General features: G+C 60.3%; 17 protein-coding genes. 6 read left to right on the top strand and 11 right to left on the bottom strand.

Annotated elements, in window-relative coordinates:
- Positions 1-19 precede the first annotated feature (19 nt).
- The 3 genes from O8B93_RS08925 to O8B93_RS08915 all read left to right on the top strand — a co-directional run bounded on the left by O8B93_RS08925 (position 20) and on the right by O8B93_RS08915 (position 1,676).
- Positions 20-853, top strand: a complete 834-nt coding sequence (locus tag O8B93_RS08925; protein WP_269709458.1) for an aldose 1-epimerase family protein — start codon at positions 20-22, stop codon at positions 851-853.
- Positions 854-948: 95 nt separating this feature from the next.
- Positions 949-1,287, top strand: coding sequence for a protein tyrosine phosphatase family protein (locus tag O8B93_RS08920; protein ID WP_045016804.1), 339 nt, complete (start codon positions 949-951; stop codon positions 1,285-1,287).
- Between the two features lie 47 nt (positions 1,288-1,334).
- The gene (locus tag O8B93_RS08915; RefSeq protein ID WP_006310481.1) at positions 1,335-1,676 is read left to right on the top strand and encodes a RidA family protein; all 342 of its coding nucleotides are present in this window, start codon (positions 1,335-1,337) and stop codon (positions 1,674-1,676) included.
- A 209-nt stretch (positions 1,677-1,885) separates the two neighbouring features.
- Here O8B93_RS08915 and O8B93_RS08910 read toward each other — a convergent pair whose 3' ends face one another.
- The 4 genes from O8B93_RS08910 to O8B93_RS08895 all read right to left on the bottom strand — a co-directional run bounded on the left by O8B93_RS08910 (position 1,886) and on the right by O8B93_RS08895 (position 6,753).
- The gene (locus tag O8B93_RS08910) at positions 1,886-2,650 is read right to left on the bottom strand and encodes a HugZ family pyridoxamine 5'-phosphate oxidase (RefSeq protein WP_269709457.1); all 765 of its coding nucleotides are present in this window, start codon (positions 2,648-2,650) and stop codon (positions 1,886-1,888) included.
- A 187-nt stretch (positions 2,651-2,837) separates the two neighbouring features.
- Positions 2,838-4,502 carry a thiamine pyrophosphate-binding protein gene (locus O8B93_RS08905; RefSeq protein WP_269709456.1) on the bottom strand — a complete coding sequence of 555 codons (1,665 nt, stop codon included), beginning with the start codon at positions 4,500-4,502 and terminating at the stop codon, positions 2,838-2,840.
- Positions 4,499-5,701 (bottom strand): succinate--glutarate CoA-transferase, encoded by a 1,203-nt coding sequence (gene caiB, locus O8B93_RS08900; RefSeq protein ID WP_269709455.1) that lies wholly within the window; start codon positions 5,699-5,701, stop codon positions 4,499-4,501. Before caiB ends, O8B93_RS08905 begins: the two co-directional genes overlap by 4 nt.
- 101 nt (positions 5,702-5,802) lie before the next feature.
- Complete coding sequence (locus O8B93_RS08895) at positions 5,803-6,753, bottom strand: alpha/beta fold hydrolase (protein WP_269709454.1); 951 nt, start codon at positions 6,751-6,753, stop codon at positions 5,803-5,805.
- 147 nt (positions 6,754-6,900) lie between these two features.
- On the opposite strand from O8B93_RS08895, the gene ettA reads away from it, so the two are divergent.
- The 3 genes from ettA (at position 6,901) to metF (ending at position 10,620) form a co-directional block, all read left to right on the top strand.
- Positions 6,901-8,550, top strand: coding sequence for an energy-dependent translational throttle protein EttA (gene ettA / locus O8B93_RS08890; protein WP_006310476.1), 1,650 nt, complete (start codon positions 6,901-6,903; stop codon positions 8,548-8,550).
- A 161-nt stretch (positions 8,551-8,711) separates the two neighbouring features.
- Entirely contained in the window at positions 8,712-9,725 is a 1,014-nt protein-coding gene (locus tag O8B93_RS08885) for an ArsR/SmtB family transcription factor (protein ID WP_269709453.1), read from the top strand.
- Position 9,726: 1 nt separating this feature from the next.
- The gene (metF, locus tag O8B93_RS08880) at positions 9,727-10,620 is read left to right on the top strand and encodes a methylenetetrahydrofolate reductase [NAD(P)H] (protein WP_269709452.1); all 894 of its coding nucleotides are present in this window, start codon (positions 9,727-9,729) and stop codon (positions 10,618-10,620) included.
- A 466-nt stretch (positions 10,621-11,086) separates the two neighbouring features.
- Here metF and O8B93_RS08875 read toward each other — a convergent pair whose 3' ends face one another.
- The 7 genes from O8B93_RS08875 to O8B93_RS08845 all read right to left on the bottom strand — a co-directional run bounded on the left by O8B93_RS08875 (position 11,087) and on the right by O8B93_RS08845 (position 18,864).
- On the bottom strand, positions 11,087-12,313 hold the full coding sequence (locus tag O8B93_RS08875) for a lytic murein transglycosylase (protein ID WP_269709451.1): 1,227 nt from the start codon (positions 12,311-12,313) through the stop codon (positions 11,087-11,089).
- A 123-nt stretch (positions 12,314-12,436) separates the two neighbouring features.
- On the bottom strand, positions 12,437-13,216 hold the full coding sequence (locus O8B93_RS08870) for a glycoside hydrolase family 25 protein (RefSeq protein ID WP_269709450.1): 780 nt from the start codon (positions 13,214-13,216) through the stop codon (positions 12,437-12,439).
- A 235-nt stretch (positions 13,217-13,451) separates the two neighbouring features.
- Positions 13,452-14,171 (bottom strand): class I SAM-dependent methyltransferase, encoded by a 720-nt coding sequence (locus O8B93_RS08865; RefSeq protein ID WP_269709449.1) that lies wholly within the window; start codon positions 14,169-14,171, stop codon positions 13,452-13,454.
- Positions 14,168-15,418 carry a BtaA family protein gene (locus tag O8B93_RS08860; RefSeq protein ID WP_269709448.1) on the bottom strand — a complete coding sequence of 417 codons (1,251 nt, stop codon included), beginning with the start codon at positions 15,416-15,418 and terminating at the stop codon, positions 14,168-14,170. The genes O8B93_RS08865 and O8B93_RS08860 overlap by 4 nt, the downstream gene beginning before the upstream one ends.
- 339 nt (positions 15,419-15,757) lie before the next feature.
- The gene (locus O8B93_RS08855; RefSeq protein WP_269709447.1) at positions 15,758-16,828 is read right to left on the bottom strand and encodes a lytic transglycosylase domain-containing protein; all 1,071 of its coding nucleotides are present in this window, start codon (positions 16,826-16,828) and stop codon (positions 15,758-15,760) included.
- Between the two features lie 136 nt (positions 16,829-16,964).
- Complete coding sequence (locus O8B93_RS08850; RefSeq protein ID WP_269709446.1) at positions 16,965-17,600, bottom strand: LysE family translocator; 636 nt, start codon at positions 17,598-17,600, stop codon at positions 16,965-16,967.
- 52 nt (positions 17,601-17,652) lie between these two features.
- Positions 17,653-18,864 (bottom strand): pyrophosphate--fructose-6-phosphate 1-phosphotransferase, encoded by a 1,212-nt coding sequence (locus tag O8B93_RS08845; protein WP_269709445.1) that lies wholly within the window; start codon positions 18,862-18,864, stop codon positions 17,653-17,655.
- Positions 18,865-18,901 lie beyond the last annotated feature (37 nt).

Below are 18,901 nucleotides of genomic sequence, written 5' to 3'. Positions count from 1 at the left end.
CTGCCACAGGGAGGTTATCTTGCGTTCGTTTCAGGCCGGCAGATCGCCACGCATTTTCCTCGATGAAACCTCCGTTTTCGATATTGGCTCGTGTGTCGTTGACGGCATCGATATCGCGCCCGGCCGCGCCATTCCCGACGATGGCGATGCGCGCATCGACCACTCGCTCGAAGGCTTTCTCTTCACCTGCGGTCCCGATCATATCCGCCATCCCGAGCCGATCTATGGTGACGGCGAGGGGCGCCGGTATCCCTTGCATGGCTCCTTTTCCTCACATCCCGCGACCATCATCGCCTTCGACGTTCATGAGACCAATGCGCTGGCGCGCGTTGAGGTTCCCGTGAAGCTTGCCGATGGCGGTGCAGCGCTTCTCGAGCGGGCATGGCGTATCGATGGTGAAAGCGGCGAAGTCAGCCTCGATGACAGGATCGTCAATATGTCGGGGCGGCCGATCCCGGTGTTCCTGATGTATCATATGAATATCGGTGCCCGCCTGTTTGACGATGCCGTGCGGCTGGAAGGTGCGATGCTGGATGGTGGAGGCCATGGCTGGCGGTTTGGCGAGGAGCCGGGCAATGTCTTCTGCGTCTCCGCCGGTAAGAACGAGTGGGCGGAACTGAAGCTCGGGCCGATTGCGGCGATCGGGGGCAAGACGCTGACGGTCGGTTTTCGCACCGGGACCTTGCCCTATCTGCAGATGTGGCGCAACCAGCAGGACCCGGCCAATGTGCTTGGTATCGAACCGGTTTCGCATCGCTGGGTGGGGCGCCGGGAGCTGGAGGCGGCCGGCGAGTTCAATATTCTCCAGCCGGGTGAGAGCCGTTCCTTCGGCCTGCGCTTTTCCATCCTCTGAGCCGTACCGAATGAAGATGTCCCGTCATTGACGCAGGGGTTTTCACCGCTTACATCGGATGCGGATTTCAAGATGACGGCCAGCGGAGGCATGACATGGATATCAGGCGCATTGACGACGAATATTCGGTAACGGGACAGATCAGCGTTGCTGATCTTGACGAGGTCAAGGCACTCGGCTTCAAGTCGATCGTCTGCCATCGCCCTGACGGCGAAGAAGACGGCCAGCCGCTTTTCGCCGATATCGCTGAGCGCGCCGAGCAGCTCGGGCTTACCATCATGCACGTGCCTGTCGGCCGTTACGGCGTCGATGCGGATGCCGTTTCCGGCATGGTGGATGCACTTGACGAATTGCAGCGCCCGATGCTCGGTTATTGCCGTTCCGGCGCGCGCTCCACGGCGATCTACGAAAAGACCCATCACCTGCGCGGCTGATTTTCCGCGCATCTTCGATTTTTAATGCCAATCAACAGGAGTTTTCCATGACCATCAAGCGTATCGAGCCGGGCAAGCGCATGAGCGGCGCCGTCGTTCACGGCAACACCGTTTATCTGGCTGGCCAGGTTGGCGAAGGCACCGGCGTGACCGAACAGAGCAAGTCGGCTCTCGCTGAAGTCGATCGCCTGCTGGCCGCTGCCGGTTCCGACAAGTCGAAGATCCTTCAGACCATCATCTACCTCTCCGACATGTCCACCTTCGGCGAAATGAACGCCGTCTGGGAAGGCTGGATCGACCCGGCAAACCCGCCGGCTCGCGCCACCAGCGAAGCAGCGCTGGCAACGCCGGACTACAAGGTTGAATTCATCGTGACCGCTGCTCTCTGAGCAAGGGACTGATTTGTGAGAAAGGCCGGGTCGCGGAAGCGGCCCGGCCTTTTTTGATGGGAAATTCGAAACGCGCTTTTCGTCATCTTCGGGCTTGTCCCGAGTATCCAATCACGTATCGCAAATTGATAGGTAGCAGATGCTCGGGACAGGCCCGAGCACGACGGAAGAGAGACGATTGTCCCAGGTTCGTGAATCGTTTGCGCCTTTCATTTCAGAAGCAAAGCAAGCGCCTTCTCAAACTGCTTCAACGTCTCCACCCGCTCCGCAAACCATAGCCGCGCCAGATCGCTGGCCGAGGCGAGATCGATACCGTCCGGGTTGATGGAGGTGATCGCCCAGCGGCCGGCCTTTGCGCCGGCGAGAACTGCCAACCGAGACGCTTCGCCCTTGATGGCGTTGAGGCGGGCCGCTTCGCTTTCAGTCGCAGCCATCAGTTCCGCCGCGCCTGAGAGATCGGTGCGCAGATCAGCGGGCGTGATGTTGCTGGCGTTGCGGGCCGGGCCGCCATTGATCTGCACGCCTTCCGTCCTCAGCCGGTAAAGACGGGTATCGGGAAGCGAGAGGTAAAGTTTCGCCTTTGGGTAGCGGTCGATGTAGCGCTGTCTCGCAAGCGGCACTTCATCCGGACCGATTTGCTCCGCTTTCCCCACCAGCGTCAACCGCGGCAGCGTCAGCGCATCGCCCTTGCCGAAGGGCGCGAGCGTCAGCGAGATGCGCGGGTCGACCTCCATATTGCGGGCGTGCAGAGTCAGACCTGCCGCAAAGAAGAACGGCGTGCCATCCGGCTCGATGCCGATGTTGGTGGCGGTCGTATAGGGATAGCCGCTGACCGGGTCGAGCGTGGCGAGCGCTGCCGTGCGGGATGTATGCAGCACATCGCGGGCCACGCGCACGGCCTCGAAAGGTGCGCCGGCCGAGGGCTCGATCTTCGCGCCGCGTGGGGTGATGACGGGAGGGGCAAGGTCCGGCATGTCGTATCCTGAGTTAGTGGATGCTGAGAGAAGCGTAAAACCTCTCCACGTCATGCTCGGGCCTGTCCCGAGCATCTGCAACCGATCGATTTAACGCGACGTGGTTGGATCCTCGGGACAAGCCCGAGGATGACGTCAAGCGAGCGTCAGGATTTATACCATGCCGGAGGCATGTCCATGCGTCATGTCAGCTTTTTGTCCTGATCTGTGTCAGCGTGCGCGTCGGCGTGATCGCTTCCGGGTCCAGTTTCACTTCGATGATGGCTGGCTTGCCGCTTGCGCGCGCCCGCTCGAAGGCAGCGGCGAAGTCTTGCGTTCTTTCCACCGTTTCGCCATGGCCGCCATAGGCCTTGGCAAAAGCGTTGAAATCCGGATTGACGAGATCGGTGCCGCTGACACGGCCAGGATATTCCCGCTCCTGATGCATGCGGATCGTGCCATAGGTGCCATTGTTGACCAGCACGGTGATGATCGGCAGGCCATAACGCACGGCAGTGATAAATTCCTGCCCATGCATCATGAAGCAGCCGTCACCGGCAAAGCAGATCACCTCCCGCTCCGGGAACAGATGCTTGGCGGCAACCGCCGCCGGCAGGCCATAACCCATCGAGCCGGAGGTTGGCGCCGATTGGGTGTTGTAGCGGCGGAAACGGTGGAAGCGGTGCAGCCAGGTGGCGTAATTGCCGGCGCCATTGGTGAAGATGGCATCATCAGGCACATTGGCCTCGATCCAGTCCATGATCGGACCCATCTGCACCGGGCCGGGGCCGGTCTGCGGCGGCGTGGACCAGTTGAGGTAAGCCGCGTGTATGGCGGCCGTGCGATCGGCCCATGCGGCGTTTGCCGGAAGCGAGATGGAGGAGAGGGCGGCGACGAAATCATCCGGCGCGGCGCAGATCGCGAGATCGGGACGGTAAACGCGGCCAAGCTCTTCGGCTTCCGGGTAGATGTGAACGAGTTTCTGCGACGGGTAGGGGATGTCGAGCAGCGTATAACCGGAGGACGGCATTTCCGAGAGGCGGCCGCCCAGCAGGATCACGAGATCGGATTCCTTGATCTCCTTTGCCAGCGCCGGGTTGATGCCGATGCCGACATCGCCCGCATAGGAAGGGCTCAGATGATCGAACAGCATCTGGCGGCGGAAGGAACAGCCGACGGGCAACTTGTGGTTTTCGGCAAATGCCCTGAAGCTCGCCACGCTTTCCTCGGACCAGCGCGTGCCGCCGATAATGAAGATCGGTCGTTTTGCCTCGCCCAGCATTTTCGCGAAGGCGGCAATCTGTGACGGACCGGGATGCGCTTCGACGGGCGTGTAGGGCTTTGCCTCGGGCGCTTCGACCTCTTCCACCAGCATGTCTTCGGGCAGCGTCAGCACCACCGGGCCGGGGCGGCCGGAGGTGGCGACGACAAACGCACGAGTGACGAATTCGGGGATGCGGCGCGCATCGTCGATCTCGCCCACCCATTTGGCGAATTCGGTGAAGGCGCGGCGATATTCCACTTCCTGAAAGGCTTCGCGCTCGCGGGCTTCGCGCTGTACCTGGCCGATGAACAGGATCATCGGAATGGAGTCCTGCCGTGCGATATGCAGGCCGGCCGAGGCATTGGTTGCGCCCGGACCACGGGTCACCATGCAGATGCCGGGTTCGCCGGTCAGGCGGCCCCATGTGTCGGCCATCATGGCGGCGCCACCTTCCTGGCGGCAGACGACGGTTTCGATGCCGCTTTCATAAAGCGCATCCAGCACCGCCAGATAGCTTTCGCCCGGAACGCAGGAAACGCGGGAGACGCCATTGGCCTTCAGCGCTTCGACGATCAGTTGGCCACCTGTTCTTTTCATTCCTGCCTTCATGGCGTCGTGGTCCTTTCGATAGTTTCCAGTTCGGCCAGCACCTGCGCCTGATGTTCGCCGAGCTTCGGGCTCGGGCGTTCATAGTGCAGCGGCGTCTGTGACATTATAATCGGTGTGCGTACCCCGGGGATGACTGTGCCATCCTGAGCCTTGAGATCAACGCGCAGGCCGCGTGCCTGAACCTGTGGATCGGCGAACATTTCCTCAATGGAATTGATCGGTCCGGCCGGCACGGCATTCGTTTCGCAGGCGGTCAGGAGATCGCGCTTGTTCCATTTCAGCGTTTCGGTGGAAACGATCTGCCGCATTTCGACCTTATGCGCCACACGCGCCTTGTTTGTCGCGTAACGTTCGTCATCGGCGATCGCGCCTATGCCGAGGATATTGCAGAGGCGGCGGAACTGGCCGTCATTGCCAACCGCGAGGATCAGGAAGCCATCGGCCGTTGGCACCACCTCATAGGGGGAAATATTCGGATGGGCATTGCCGAGCCGGACGGGCGGCTTGCCTGAGATCAGATAATTCATGTTCTGGTTAGCGAGCACGGCCGATTGCACATCGAGAAGCGCCATGTCGATATGCTGGCCTTCGCCTGATCGCATGGCGTGGATCAGCGCCGCCTGAATGGCTGACACGGAATAGATGCCGGTGAAGATATCGGCGACAGCCACGCCGGCCTTCATCGGCTGGCCGTCCGGTTCGCCCGTAATCGACATGAAACCCGACATGCCCTGCACGATATAATCATAACCGGCAAAATCGGCATAGGGCCCGGTCTGGCCGAAGCCGGTGATGGAGCAATAGATCAGCTTCGGATTGAGCACCCTCAGGCTCTCGTAATCGAGGCCGTATTTGGCAAGCCCGCCGCGCTTGAAGTTCTCGATCACGACATCGGCGGTGCGGACCAGCCGGCGCACCAGCGCGCAGCCTTCGGGCGTTTTCAGATCGGCGACGATGGAGCGTTTGCCACGATTGGTGGCGTGGTAATAGGCGGCGGACAGGTTCTCTCCATCAGCCCCTTCAACGAAGGGCGGGCCCCATGCGCGGGTATCGTCGCCCCCTTCGGGGTTTTCCACCTTGATGACGTCAGCGCCCATATCGGCCAGCATCTGCCCCGCCCAGGGACCGGCCAGAACACGCGCAAGCTCAATGACGCGAATGCCTGAGAGCGGCGGTTTCCTGTTCGGCATGTCGGTCATCTGTCCCCCGGGATTTTCTGCTTGCCGGTTTATAGACCGCTGCTTGCCGCGCCGCATGTGATTTTATCTCATGGACTTATTCCGTTTCGGCAAAGACGCCTTCAGTCTTTGACGACCCGGCCGCACCAGGCGGCGAAATCCGCCGCCACGGCTTGCCAGCCGATCTCGTTCAGCGTCTCGTGCCGCATTCCCTTGTAGATCGTGTGTTCGACATGGCTGAAGCCCGCCTGGCGGAAACGCTCGGCCAGCCACACGATCTCCCTGCCGTCATTGGTGGCGGCATCCTGATCGCCGCTGACGAGGAGAAGCGGCAAGGTCTTCGGCAGGCGCTCGATGAGTTTTGGCGCGCGATAGGAGAGTTCGAAGACGTCCTGCCAAAGGGAGACGCTGGCCTCGAACTGGCAGAGCGGATCCTCCACATAGGCATCCACCGCCGCCTTGTCGTGGCTCAGCCAGTCGGCATGGGTGCGTTTTTCCGGCATTTTTGCATTCCAGGCGCGGAAGGTCGCCTTCGGCAGGATGGCGCTTGGCACGTCCGATCCCTTCAGCATCTTTTCAAGCCGGAGCACGACCTGCGCGATACGGCCCATGACGCCGGGATTAAGATTGGAATTCCAGATCGATACGCCATCGAAGGCATCCGGGTTGCTGACGGCAGCGTTGAGCGCCACGAGACCGCCCATGGAGTGGCCGAACAGGATCGTTGCCAGGCCGGGATGTCTTTCACCGACCATCACACGCATCGCCATGACATCGGCAACGACCTTTTCCGCGCCGTCCTTCCAGGCGAAACGGCCGAGAGGCGCATCCGCCGCTTTGGTGCGGCCGTGGCCGCGATGATCATGGGCATAGACCTCGAAACCCTGTTTCGCCATGACATCGGCAAAACGGCGATAGCGGCCGGCGTGCTCGACGAGGCCGTGGCAGATCATCAGCACGCCACGGGCGGGGGATAGGGCGGAAGGCTGATGACGGAAGGCGATCGATGCGCCGGAAGGGGCTTCCAGCCTCTGGATCTGGCTGAACGCGAAGTTATCGGTCGTCTCATTCATCATCGCACCCATCGTCTCATCACGCAGCTTGTCATAATCATGGGGTCATAATCGTGCCAGAGGTTGCCCCAAGGTCCTATTTACCCTACATAGCGGCAAATTTCCCGATACGTACTCTTTAAAATCCGATGTGGAGCATTCGCTACAATGGCACGTCAATTCATCTATCACATGGCTGGGCTGAACAAGTCCTATGGCGCGAAGAAGGTTCTGGAGAACGTCCATCTCTCCTTCTACCCCGATGCCAAGATCGGTATTCTCGGCCCGAACGGCGCCGGTAAGTCGACCGTTCTGAAAATCATGGCCGGCCTCGACAAGGAATATACCGGTGAAGCCTGGCTCGCCGAAGGTGCGACGCTCGGTTATCTCGAGCAGGAGCCGAAGCTCGACGAGAACAAGACCGTGATGGAAAACGTCATGGAAGGCGTGGCGAGCAAGACGGCGATCGTTGACCGCTACAACGAATTGATGATGAACTATTCCGACGAAACGGCGGATGAGGGCGCAAAGCTCCAGGACATGATCGACAGCCAGAACCTGTGGGATCTGGAAAATCAGGTCGAAATGGCCATGGATGCGCTGCGTTGCCCGCCCGGCGATTCTGCTGTAACCGGCCTTTCGGGTGGTGAGCGCCGCCGTGTGGCGCTTTGCAAGCTCTTGCTTTCGCAGCCTGACCTGTTGCTGCTCGACGAACCGACCAACCATCTGGACGCCGAAACCATCGCCTGGCTCGAAAAGCACCTGCGCGACTATCCCGGCGCCGTGATGATGATTACCCACGATCGCTACTTCCTCGACAACGTGACCGGCTGGATTCTCGAGCTCGACCGTGGCCGCGGCATTCCTTACGAAGGCAACTATTCCGCCTATCTGCAGGCAAAAGCCAAGCGTATGCAGCAGGAAGCCCGCGAAGACGCCTCGCGTCAGAAGGCCATCAGCCGCGAACAGGAGTGGATCGCTTCCAGCCCCAAGGCTCGCCAGACGAAATCCAAGGCGCGTATCCGCGCTTATGACGAGCTGGTGGAAGCCGCTGAAAATCGCCGTCCCGGCGACGCGCAGATCGTCATCCCCGTCGCCGAGCGTCTGGGCCGTGTCGTGATCGAAGCGGAAAACCTCACCAAGTCCTACGGTGATCGGGTGCTGATCGAAAACCTCACCTTCAAGTTGCCTCCGGGTGGCATCGTCGGTGTCATCGGCCCGAACGGTGCTGGTAAGACCACCCTGTTCCGCATGATCACCGGTCAGGAACAGCCAGATAGCGGTTCGGTGACCGTTGGCGAGACCGTGCACCTCGGTTACGTCGACCAGAGCCGTGACACGCTGGCGGGTGACAAGACCGTGTGGGAGGAAATCTCCGGCGGCAACGACATCATCAAGCTTGGCAAGTTCGAAGTGAACTCGCGCGCCTATTGCGGCGCCTTCAACTTCAAGGGCGGCGATCAGCAGCAGAAGGTCGGCAATCTCTCGGGTGGTCAGCGTAACCGCGTCCACCTCGCCAAGATGCTGAAGGCCGGCGGCAACGTTCTGCTGCTCGACGAACCGACCAACGACCTTGATACGGAAACGCTGGCGGCGCTTGAAGAAGCGCTGGAAGCCTTCGCCGGTTGCGCCGTTATCATCAGCCACGACCGCATGTTCCTTGACCGTCTGGCTACCCACATCCTCGCCTTCGAGGGCGACAGCCACGTGGAATGGTTCGAAGGCAACTTCGAAGACTATGAAAAGGACAAGGTCCGCCGCCTCGGCCCGGAAAGCATCAAGCCCGGCCGGGTGAGCTACAAGCGCCTGACGCGCTGATCCTTTTCCCACATCGTTTCAGAAAGGCCCGCCGCAAAGCGGGCCTTTTCTCGTGCAATAATTCGACTTGAAGACGGCGCATGACACTTTGCGCTTGCATCGAATGCGACATCGACATAAAGATATCTTTATATCTTGATTAGTGTGCGAGGCGCGGCAAAGTGGCGTTCGGTCTGGACAAATTGGTGGATCTTCTGAAGGCGGCGGGTGAGCCGACGCGCTTCCGTTTGCTGGCGCTTCTGTCCGCCGGTGATCTGACCGTTACTGACCTTACAGAAATTCTCGGCCAGTCGCAGCCGCGCATCTCCCGCCACCTCAAGCTTTTGACGGAAGAGGGGCTGATCGAGCGGTATCAGGAAGGCGCCTGGGCCTATTTCCGGCTGCGGCAGGATGGTGAGCCCGCCGTTGTCGTCCGGCAATTGCTTGGCGCCGCATCGCCCTCTGACGCCGTTCTCCAGCGTGACAGCGAACGTCTTGCCACCGTCAAGCGGGTGCGGGCGGAGCGGGCGCAGGATTATTTCAGCCGTAACGCCTCCGCCTGGGACGAGCTGCGCCGCCTGCATGTCAGCGACGAGGCCGTGGAAGGCGCGCTGTTGAAGCTGGTAGGCACAACGCGGATCGATTCGCTTCTTGATCTCGGCACCGGCACCGGCCGCATCCTCCAGCTTCTGAGCGGTATCTACCGCCGTGCGATCGGCGTCGATGCCAGCCGCGACATGCTCTCGGTGGCACGCGCCAATCTCGACAAGGCGGGCGTGGGCAATGCATCCGTGCGCCATGGCGATATTCTCAACCTGCCGCTGGAGGGACAGGATTTCGATCTGATCGTCATCCATCAGGTCCTGCATTTCCTCGACCAGCCGGAAATCGCGCTCTCCGAAGCCGCGCGCATGCTGCGGCCGGGTGGGCGGTTGATTGTCATCGATCTTGCGCCGCATTCCTTCGAATATCTGCGCGATGAACACGCGCATGTGCGGCTCGGCTTTTCGCATCCGCTGATGGAAGAATGGCTGAAGAAGGCCGGGCTGTCTCTGGAGCGCGCTGTCGATCTTCATTCTGAGAAAGCGTCCGACGAGGCTCTGGACGTGACGATATGGGTTGCCCGCGACCAGCGGCTGCTGATGGCAGACGATGTGGCGCAAGAGGCGGTTTTACTTCGCTCCGGGAGGGCATGATATGTTGAGGTCTGAAACCGCACGCCGTGATGGCGATATCCGGTTGTCTTTCGAATTTTTCCCGCCGAAGAACGCCGAGATGGACGCCCAGCTCTGGGAAACGGTTGCGGAGCTGAAGAAGTGGAACCCGGATTTCGTGTCCGTCACTTATGGCGCTGGTGGTTCCACCAAAGCGCCGACGCTGGATGCCGTGCGCCGGATGATCGGTGACAGCCATCTGCCAACCGCCGCGCATCTGACCTGCGTCGATGCCAGCCGTGACGACGTGCATCAGGTCATCGAAGAGTTTCGCAACGCCGGCGTTCGCCATTTCGTGGCGCTGCGTGGCGATCCCTCAACCGGCATCGGCACGGCTTACCAGCCGCATCCCGAAGGTTACGAGAACGCCGCAGCGCTGGTGAAGGGGCTGCGCGAGATCGGCGATTTCGAGATTTCCGTTTCCGCCTATCCGGAAAAACACCCTGAAAGCGCAAGCGAGGCAGTCGATATCGACATGCTGAAGCGCAAGGCCGACAATGGTGCGACGCGGGCGCTGACGCAGTTCTTTTTCGATAATGACGTGTTTGAACGCTACATGGAGCGCGTGACGGCCGCGGGCATCACCATTCCGGTGGTTCCGGGCATCATGCCGATCCAGAACCTGACCCAGCTCAAGCGTTTCGCCGGCCGCTGCGGCACCAGCGTTCCCGGATTTCTGGATGAACGTTTCGAAGGCTATGACGAGGATCTGGAAGGGCGTGCCCGCGTGGCCGCTGCGGTTGCAGCCGAGCAGATCGCCGATCTGCAGCGGCGTGGTTTCAACGAGTTCCACCTATACACCATGAACCGCGCTCCGCTGGTCGACGCGGTGCTGGAAAACCTCGGGCTGGAGCGCCTGCGCCGCAGCGCTGCCTGACGCCGGAGAGCAGATTACCGCCATGAAAAAAGCGCAGGTCCCTTAAGGCCCTGCGCTTTTTAAATTCGTGTCATCTACGGTTCTTAACTGCGTTTGGTCTTCACGTCGCGTCAGATGAAAAGCATCATCGCTACGAACAAAAACGCCAAACCGACTGCCAAGGCATTGAGAGATTTTGTAAGTCCCATGGGTGCCTCCTGTTGTTGACAGGTTCGATAATATGACCGTTTTGTGGCAGTTGAAAAGCGGTTTTTGTGATGCGGTGCAGCACGGCTTTGCGCACCGTAAAAAAGTGTTTTCTGTAATTTATTGAAAATAAAAGATTATTTCGCTATCACGCAGTGCTTCATAAGTTTAAAAAAAGTAAATGACCGGGGTGTTATCCCCAGTCATCCGGTCGAGATTAACGATTTCTGCCTTGATTCCGGCCGACAGATTAAGGGCCGGAGAGCGCCGTTAAGAGGTGTTAAAGCGCCTGCAAAAGAGCCGCCGTCGGCCAACCATCCGCGGGCAGTCCGAGGCGCTGCTGTTCCTTCTGGATGGCGACGCGGGTGCCCGAACCGAGAATGCCATCAACCTTGCCGACATTGTGGCCACGGGCTTCGAGCTTGGTCTGCAGCTGCTTCATGGTGGCATCATCGAAGCCGGGATCCGGGTTGCCCTTCTCGTAGACGGGCGAGCCCATCAGACGGTTGGCGAAATAGGCAGCCGAGGTCGTGTAGATGAACGACTGGTTCCATTCCAGATAGATGTTGAAGTTCGGATAGGTGATGAAGGTCGGCCCCTTGCGGCCCTGCGGCATGATGAGGGCGGCAGGCAGGGAGGCGAAGTTCCTGTTGCCATCGCGCGGGGTGACGCCGAGCGCGAACCACTCGCCAGCCGTCAGCGGGCCGCCAAGGCCGGATTTATCCCAGGGCAGGTTTTCGGGCAGGGAGACTTCCTGAATCCAGGGTTCGCCCTTCTTGAAACCGAGATGCTGGATGAATTTCGCAGCCGTCAGGATGGCGTCGGGCGCACTGCTCTTGACGTTGATATGGCCGTCGCCATCACCATCGACGCCGAAAGCGATGATGTCCTTGGGCAGCATCTGCACCTGGCCGATTTCGCCGGCCCATGCACCCGTATTGGCAGCAGGATCGAGATCGCCGTGCTGGACCATTTCGATCAGCGCCAGCAGCTGCGGGCGGAAGAGTTCCGGGCGGCGGCAATCATGCGACAGGGTCACCAGCGCGTTACGGGTGTTGAAATCGCCCTGCACGGCGCCGAAATCGGTTTCCATGGCCCAGAAGGCGGCTATGACGCCGGCCGGTACGCCATATTCACTTTCGGCGCGCGCGAAGGTGGAGGAGAGTTCCTGCAGCTTCTTGCGACCGATATCGAGACGCGCCTGGCTGACGGTGCGCTGGGAGAATTCCAGGAAGGTCTGTCGGAAGACGCCCTGGGCGCGGTCACGCGAGAGCACTTTCGGGTCGATCTGCGCGCCGGCAAGCGCCTTCTGGATTGCGTCGGCGGGGATGCCCTTGGCGAGCGCATCGGCTTTCACGCCCTCGAGGAACGCACCGAGATCACCGCCGCAGGCAACCTGCTTGGGATCGTCAGGCGAGGCGACGGGCGGCGTGGCGAGTGCGGAGCCGGTGGAGAGAAGCGACAAAGCGGCGGCAAAAACGATGCTGCGCGACCGGAAGGTGGGCATGGGGAATTTCCTCGATAGGTTGTTGGCCCGCTTTACCCATATGTTTGCGACAAAAAAACGGACCGAACGATCTGGCGTTGCAGAACAACGCCGATTTTTCGAAAGTGTTGCTTCTTGGTCGCCTTATTTGGCCGAAGCAATCCATTTCCGCCAGTTTTTCTCACTTCCGGCAAAAACATTGATGTCGGTGGGGCCGTTGACGCCGGGCACGACGCCGGTTGCGGTATATTGCCAGAAGGCCCATTGCCGGTCTTCGTAAATCTTGGCCGGATGGGCGGCGACGGAACGCACCCAGAAATGGTAATTCTTGAACTGGCCGACGAGATTGTCACGGTGGAAATCGACCGAGGTATAGATGATCGGGCGCTTGCCGTAATGGGCCTCAAGGCGATCGAGGAAACGCTGCATTTCGGCGCGCACGACGCCGGGGGCAGGGCGCGTCTTGCAGGTCGGGGAAGAAGGATTCCATTCCACGTCGAGAACCGGTGGCAGGGTGACGGCTTCCTTCGGCACGTTGCTGATGAACCAGTCGGCCTGGGCGTCCGCCGTCGAGCAGAAATAATAGAAGTGGTAGGGCGCATGCAGAATATTCGCCGAGGCCGCACTGCGCCAATGATCGCCGAATTTTGGATCGATCCGATCCGATCCTTCCGTTGCCTTGATGAAAACGAAGGAAACGCCGGATTTGCGCACCGTTTGCCAGTCGACATCGCCATTCCATTTGGACACGTCGATGCCGTGGATATCATGGCGGTGCGGGTTGTTGACGCCGAAATCCTGCGGGTCGGTATCGGAGAACTTCGGCTTGGAAACGGATGCAGTTTCCAGCAGGTCGTAACTGGTGGAGGTGCAGCCGCCGATCAACAGCAAAGCCGACAATAGTGCCGAAAAACGCAGCCGCATTGGAACCCTGATGATTATTGTTGCCCATTCCGCGGCCGCAAAACGATGCGCCGCATCTCCCGATTTACCCATAACATGGTAAACAAATCGATATGGCAAGGGGCAGGGCGTTTTTTGCACCTCGCAAGTCGCTGGATTTTAAGCGATTTGCGGGTTTAGTGCGGAGATTTGGCCCGGCAGAGGCCTTGAAGGCGGTGCCCGATGCGGTCGGCCGCGCTTCGCAATCCGCCAGGAATCAGGCGTCGGCCAATATGCGGTGGATTTTCGGCTGCTGTGCTTCAACAACCGGAAGCGTGATCACAGCCCGCCATGCATAACCCCTCGCGATTTCTTCGAAATCGAGATTACCGTCGAAACGGCCGGCCATATTGGCGAGAACGTAGCGGAGATTGGCGCGGGGCGTAACGTGAAAGCGGGTGAGCCAGGCTTGCAGGAGGGTGCGGAACCACTTCGGCAATTGCTCCTGCTGGCCGAAATCGACGATATGCAGCGAACCGCCGGGTTTCAGCGCCGTAAGCGCCTGTTCGATCGCCTTTTCCCAGTCCGGTATCATCGACAGCGCATAAGGGATCATGACGCGGTCGAAGCCATCGGGCTGGCCGAATTCCGAAGCACGGAAGGCGGTGGCGTCGGCGACACGCAGAATGGGTCGCTCGGCTTTGCCGGCAAAATTTTCGGATGCGGTCAGCAGCATTTCGGCTGATATATCGAGGCCGAAGAGCTTGGCGTCGGGAAATCTGCGGCTGGCCAGCAGCAGGTTGCGGCCGGTGCCGCAGCCGATTTCCAGCAGCGTGCCACCCTTTGGCACGTCGAGGCCGGAAATGGTCCGGTCACGGCCGAGAAGATAATATTTGCGGGTGATATCGTAGATATGCCGCTGGTGGCGATACATGCGGTCCATCAAGCCCGCATGCGCGCTGTCTGCAAGGCCCACATTCTCGCCGATGGTTTTCATGCCATAGCCCTCTGGTAGATATGGAAGCCGCCATAAATGGCCGAGCGGTCCATGGCGTTGAGCTCGTTGGAGCGCTCTTCGAGATAGACCCACTGGTTGCGGATATCAGGGGAGAGCCGGCCTTCGATGACGCTCTTTTCGGCCGCGGTGCGGAAGATGACGCGCGCACCTGGTGCGGCGGTGCGGCTGATCTGCGACCACAACTCGTTGAGCTGCACATCCGTCATCCAGTCCTGCGCATCGAGCAGGATATAGCGGTCGACGCCACTTGCGGGCTTGCGGGAAAGCAGCTCGGTATAGGTTGCGTGATGTACGGCGACGCGCGCGGTGTTGTTGCGGATCGTTTCGTAATATTCCGACTTGAGATAGGCGGGCAGGGCGCCCTCATGCGGCTCGGGATAACGGCGCGCAAAGGCCTGCCAGGCGAAATAATTGTCGCTGAGCGGGAAGTTGCAGGCAAGCTTTTCCAGACGCTCCTTGAGGACGGAGGCAACCGTGCCGTCGCTGGAAAGGCTTGCCAGTTCGTCATACTGGCGTGGCGGAATGCCGAGGCCGAAAAGCGAGCTCTTGCGCTTTGTCAGCCAGCGCACCACCGGCTTGTCGAACAGTGGCGCGACCTTGCTGTCAAAAAACTGGCGCTGTTCGTCCATCGTCCGTGTCTTGGCCATTTCGGTGAGCTTCACGCCGTGCAGGCGGGCCATCAGATGGCCGGCACCGATGAAACGGCCGAGCAGGCCGGTACGGTAGATGTTCCTGTCGAACACCGAAATGCGGCGGCGGCCGGACAGGGTGCGCTTCGACCAATAGGCCTTGGTCGTGGCGTCAAGATGCTCGGCGATGAAGCGGTCGTAACCGATGCTGTTGCTGCGGGTGCCGGCGCGGCCGAAGTGACGTACCACATCCTGATGGGCAGGCAGATGGCGGAAGGCGGCGAGCTTCAGCTTGTTCAGCGCGATGTGATGCGGGTTGAGGTCCACCACATCGATGCTATCAGGGTTGCGTGAGAGATAGGCCAGCATGTTGCAGCCGCCGGAGCCGATGGTGACGATGCGGTGGCCTTCGCCAAGCTCCATCGCTTCCATGTCGATCTCAGGGTCTTCCCAGATCTGCGGATAGACGAGGCCGGAAAAGAGGACGCCGAAGAACCGCTCGGACAGGCCGCTTTTGGAGAGTGCCTTGTGCTGGAGCAATGCGGACTTCAGTTTTGTGTTTTTGCTGAAGCCGGTCTTGGGTGCCGCACTCGTCATATGTTCACCTCTCAGTCGATTGAGAGGCGTCTACAGCCGCCACGCTACAGTTTGATGACAGGGGTTGCTGGCGGAGACAGGGAAAAGAAAAGACCCTTGGAAAACCGCTCGCGCCGGCCGAGCGGAGCATCAGATAACAGCGGCCTCGCTGGAAGGCGAAGTGGTCGCGGCACCACGCAGACATTATCTTCGGGTTTGTTCCGAGGATTTGTAACGGTTCGATTTTTCGGCATGTTTAAATCCTTGGGGAAAGCCCAAGGAGGACGACAGAAAGGGAGTAGCACCATTTTCAGAAAGCCGCTGAGCTGCGCGGCTTTCCCAGCATAGGCAGAAAGGCCGTCAGTTCCGCAGAACGTGTAGCATGCCCTTGCGCTTGGCATCGTAATAATAACCGCGCGCATAAAGCCGGACAGCATTGTCACGGTCGTTACCCGCCACAACCCATGCGCCGCGCAGATATTTGACGGCGTATTTGAGATTGGTTTCGGCATCGAACAGGCCGGAGGCGGGGCCATCGAAGCCCAGGGAACGGGCCGTGGCATGCCGGATCTGCATCAGGCCGAAATTGCCGCGGCTATAGGCGCCGGGATTGTAGCGGCTTTCGCGCTGCACCACACGGTGAACCAGATCCTCCGGCACATCATACATGGTGGCGTATTTGGTAATCAGGCCGCTCAGCTTTTCGCGTCCTGCCGGTGCTGTTCTGAGCGGTGCCGTCATTGATTCGTTCCGGCGAATCGCGGCAAGCGCGGCATTGGTCGGGCCGGCGGCATAAGCGAGAACGGTGCTGTCCGGTTTCGGCAGCGGGATGACTTTCCGTTCCGCCGTCAGTTCGGTGCCGATGGACGGCGAACCGGGTGGTGGCGGCGCGGCCGGGAAGCTGCCCTTGACGGCAGCCACCTGCGGCAGATCGACGGCAGCATTGTGCATGGTCGGTTTTGCCGCCGCGTTCGCCGTTTCGATGGCTACTGCCGCCGGCGTCGCATGTGTCGGTGCAAGTGCCGTGGCCGCGGTCGGCGCGGCTGTCGTCGTTGCGGCTCCAGCCACTTCGGTCGGCTGCTGCATGTGTGTGGCGATGGCTGCTGCGGCTGCGATTTCGGAGGCAGGTGGCAGCGCCACGCGTCCGCCCTTGACGGCGACGGCAGTGGGAAGTGCTGCTGCTGGAGAAGAGACTTCGGCGGTCTGAACTGCCGTTGCGGTCGTGGTAGCGCCCGCTGTGGCTTCAGCCGTTGCCGGCTGCGTCGATGTCTGGCCCGGAGTGGTGGGGGTGACCGTTGCAATTTTCGGGCCGTTCGGCCCTTCCTTCGCGGTGTATTCGACGCTGGTGCAAGCGCTCAATGCCAGTGCCAGACCCACGGTGGAAGACAGAAGAAGTGCACTTCTTCCGCGGAATTTGCCCGAATTTCGCATGTTGCCGCCTTCGTTATGCCTGTCTCTCGATACCCCCGCGTCAAGCGAAGCAGGCAGTGTCCCGTCGCGCCTTCATTAACCTATTGTAAGGAAAGCGGCAAGCGGGGAGGTATCGCACCCGCTTTAAGGCCGATTTTCAGGCCGCGATGCGCCTGTATCCGGCACTGACGGCGCGGCCGGAAATGAAGTGGGTGCGGTATTTCGGCCGGATTTTTTTATCGCCGGACATGCGGCGCACCAGCGCCAGTGTCTGGCCGGCGAACATCGCCTGCGCGGCTAGAATCACACATGTCAGAACAAGGATCGCGGCCTGCGCCATGGCGAGCGTTTCAACGGCATTGCCCGTGGTGGAAACGAATTGCGGCAACAGCGCCAGGAAGAAAGAGAAATAGCGCGGGCGCAGGGCGGCGATGGCGTAGCAATCGCGGAAAATGCCGCTCCAGGATTTGCCCGGCAGATTGTCATTGTCAGCATTGGCCGCCTGGGCTGCAGGCGTGGCAAAGGTCCACAACATGAACAGCATCAGCCAGCCGATGCCTGCCCATTGTACGATTTCCAAGAAAGATTGCGGCAGATAGACGAGACCGGCCACCGGAATGGCGGAAATCGTCATGGCCGTGACGATGCCGAGCGCACCGCCACTGACGGAGGCGAAGATCGTCTTTTTGCCGCGGATGGCGGCATAAGAGGCGACGGAGAATACAAGGGGAGAGGGAAGTGCGAACACAACGGCACATGCTGCACAGAAAATCAGCCACGCCTGTCCAGACATTCTCTTCCTCCTTGCCCTCCCTGTCGCCGTCTTATTTTAGACTATCGTAAAATCAGGCCGCTGTGAACGGCTGACCGACGTGTTCCATCACTTCGGTAAACCATTTTGCAGAGAGGTCGAAATGCTTTCCGCCCTTGATACGCGGAAACTCGATGGTTCGCAATTTGCCATTCTGATCTTCGTCATGGCCGGTGACGCCGGAGACCTTGTTGAGTGCGCTTTCGACCGCCAGATCGACCATGCCCTGGATGAGGCGGAGATCGTCGCCATTGGCGGGCGCGGAGCGGGCGAAATAGCCCGACTTCTGCACCATGGAGCGCTCGGCGCCGATGAGGCCGGCGAACTGCTTCTGGAACCAGCCGCCAACATTGATTGTGTCGATCTTCACATGGCCGAAGGCGTCGCGCTTGACCGCTTCGCCGGCAGCTTCCCGTTCTGCGACGATGGCGTCGAGGCCGGCACCTTCGGAAACGAACAGCGTGACATAGCCATGTCTGTCCATGACTTCCTTCAGTCGCTCGGCTTCTGCCTCGATGTCGAAGGCCATTTCCGGCAGATAGATGCCGTCGATGTTTTTCATCTGCTTGTTCATCATCAGGCCTTCGACATAGTCGTTGCCGCTGGTCTTCTGAATATAGGCGCGGGCGGTGGCAGCCGTCAGCCAGCCGCAATGGCGGCCCATGACTTCGTGGATGACGAAGGTCTTCGGTGCCGCGCTCTGCTCGTTGCTGACATTGTCGAAGAAGGCGGCGCCGACTTCAGCAGCCGTCCAGGCGCCGAGTGACTGCTTGATCGGTACGACGTCATTATCCACCGTCTTCGGCAGGCCGACGACGGTGAGGTTGTAGCCGTTGGCGCCGAGATAGGCGGCAAGGTCAGCGGCGGTCGTGTTGGTATCGTCGCCGCCGATGGTGTGGAGAATGGTGATGCCGTCAGCCGCCAGCCGTTCAGCGGCGACGCGCAGCGGATTGTCGCCTTCCTTGACGAGGCCGCGCTTGGCGCAATCGGCGGCATTGGTGAGCTTGACGCGGCTGTTGCCGATGGGCGAGCCGCCGTAACGATGCAGCAGATGCGCCTTTTCGCGCATATCCTTGGTGATCTCGATACGGTCGCCCAGAAGCACGCCCTGATAACCGGAGCGGTAAGCGATGATGTCGATTTCAGGCGCGATGTCGCTATAGCGCTCGATCAGGCCACCCACGGCCGAAGAGAGACAGGGCGCGAGGCCACCCGCGGTCAGCATTGCGACTTTCTGTTTGGCCATCATGGCTCTCCTTTTTGCGTATACCCAAAGACATGTC

The organism is Martinezella rhizogenes (assembly GCF_027460065.1).
GTDB classification, from domain to species: domain Bacteria; phylum Pseudomonadota; class Alphaproteobacteria; order Rhizobiales; family Rhizobiaceae; genus Agrobacterium; species Agrobacterium rhizogenes_C.
The sequence above is the reverse complement of the archived record's forward strand: the minus strand, read 5'-3'. Positions and strand labels throughout refer to the sequence as shown.

Coding starts and splice junctions, on each gene's coding strand:
- O8B93_RS08920 (WP_045016804.1), top strand. CDS start 949: ATGGATATCAGGCGCATTGACGACGAATATTCGGTAACGGGACAGATC.
- O8B93_RS08915 (WP_006310481.1), top strand. CDS start 1,335: ATGACCATCAAGCGTATCGAGCCGGGCAAGCGCATGAGCGGCGCCGTC.
- O8B93_RS08910 (WP_269709457.1), bottom strand. CDS start 2,650: ATGCCGGACCTTGCCCCTCCCGTCATCACCCCACGCGGCGCGAAGATC.
- O8B93_RS08905 (WP_269709456.1), bottom strand. CDS start 4,502: ATGAAGGCAGGAATGAAAAGAACAGGTGGCCAACTGATCGTCGAAGCG.
- caiB (WP_269709455.1), bottom strand. CDS start 5,701: ATGACCGACATGCCGAACAGGAAACCGCCGCTCTCAGGCATTCGCGTC.
- O8B93_RS08895 (WP_269709454.1), bottom strand. CDS start 6,753: ATGAATGAGACGACCGATAACTTCGCGTTCAGCCAGATCCAGAGGCTG.
- ettA (WP_006310476.1), top strand. CDS start 6,901: ATGGCACGTCAATTCATCTATCACATGGCTGGGCTGAACAAGTCCTAT.
- metF (WP_269709452.1), top strand. CDS start 9,727: ATGTTGAGGTCTGAAACCGCACGCCGTGATGGCGATATCCGGTTGTCT.
- O8B93_RS08875 (WP_269709451.1), bottom strand. CDS start 12,313: ATGCCCACCTTCCGGTCGCGCAGCATCGTTTTTGCCGCCGCTTTGTCG.
- O8B93_RS08870 (WP_269709450.1), bottom strand. CDS start 13,216: ATGCGGCTGCGTTTTTCGGCACTATTGTCGGCTTTGCTGTTGATCGGC.
- O8B93_RS08865 (WP_269709449.1), bottom strand. CDS start 14,171: ATGAAAACCATCGGCGAGAATGTGGGCCTTGCAGACAGCGCGCATGCG.
- O8B93_RS08860 (WP_269709448.1), bottom strand. CDS start 15,418: ATGACGAGTGCGGCACCCAAGACCGGCTTCAGCAAAAACACAAAACTG.
- O8B93_RS08855 (WP_269709447.1), bottom strand. CDS start 16,828: ATGCGAAATTCGGGCAAATTCCGCGGAAGAAGTGCACTTCTTCTGTCT.
- O8B93_RS08850 (WP_269709446.1), bottom strand. CDS start 17,600: ATGTCTGGACAGGCGTGGCTGATTTTCTGTGCAGCATGTGCCGTTGTG.
- O8B93_RS08845 (WP_269709445.1), bottom strand. CDS start 18,864: ATGGCCAAACAGAAAGTCGCAATGCTGACCGCGGGTGGCCTCGCGCCC.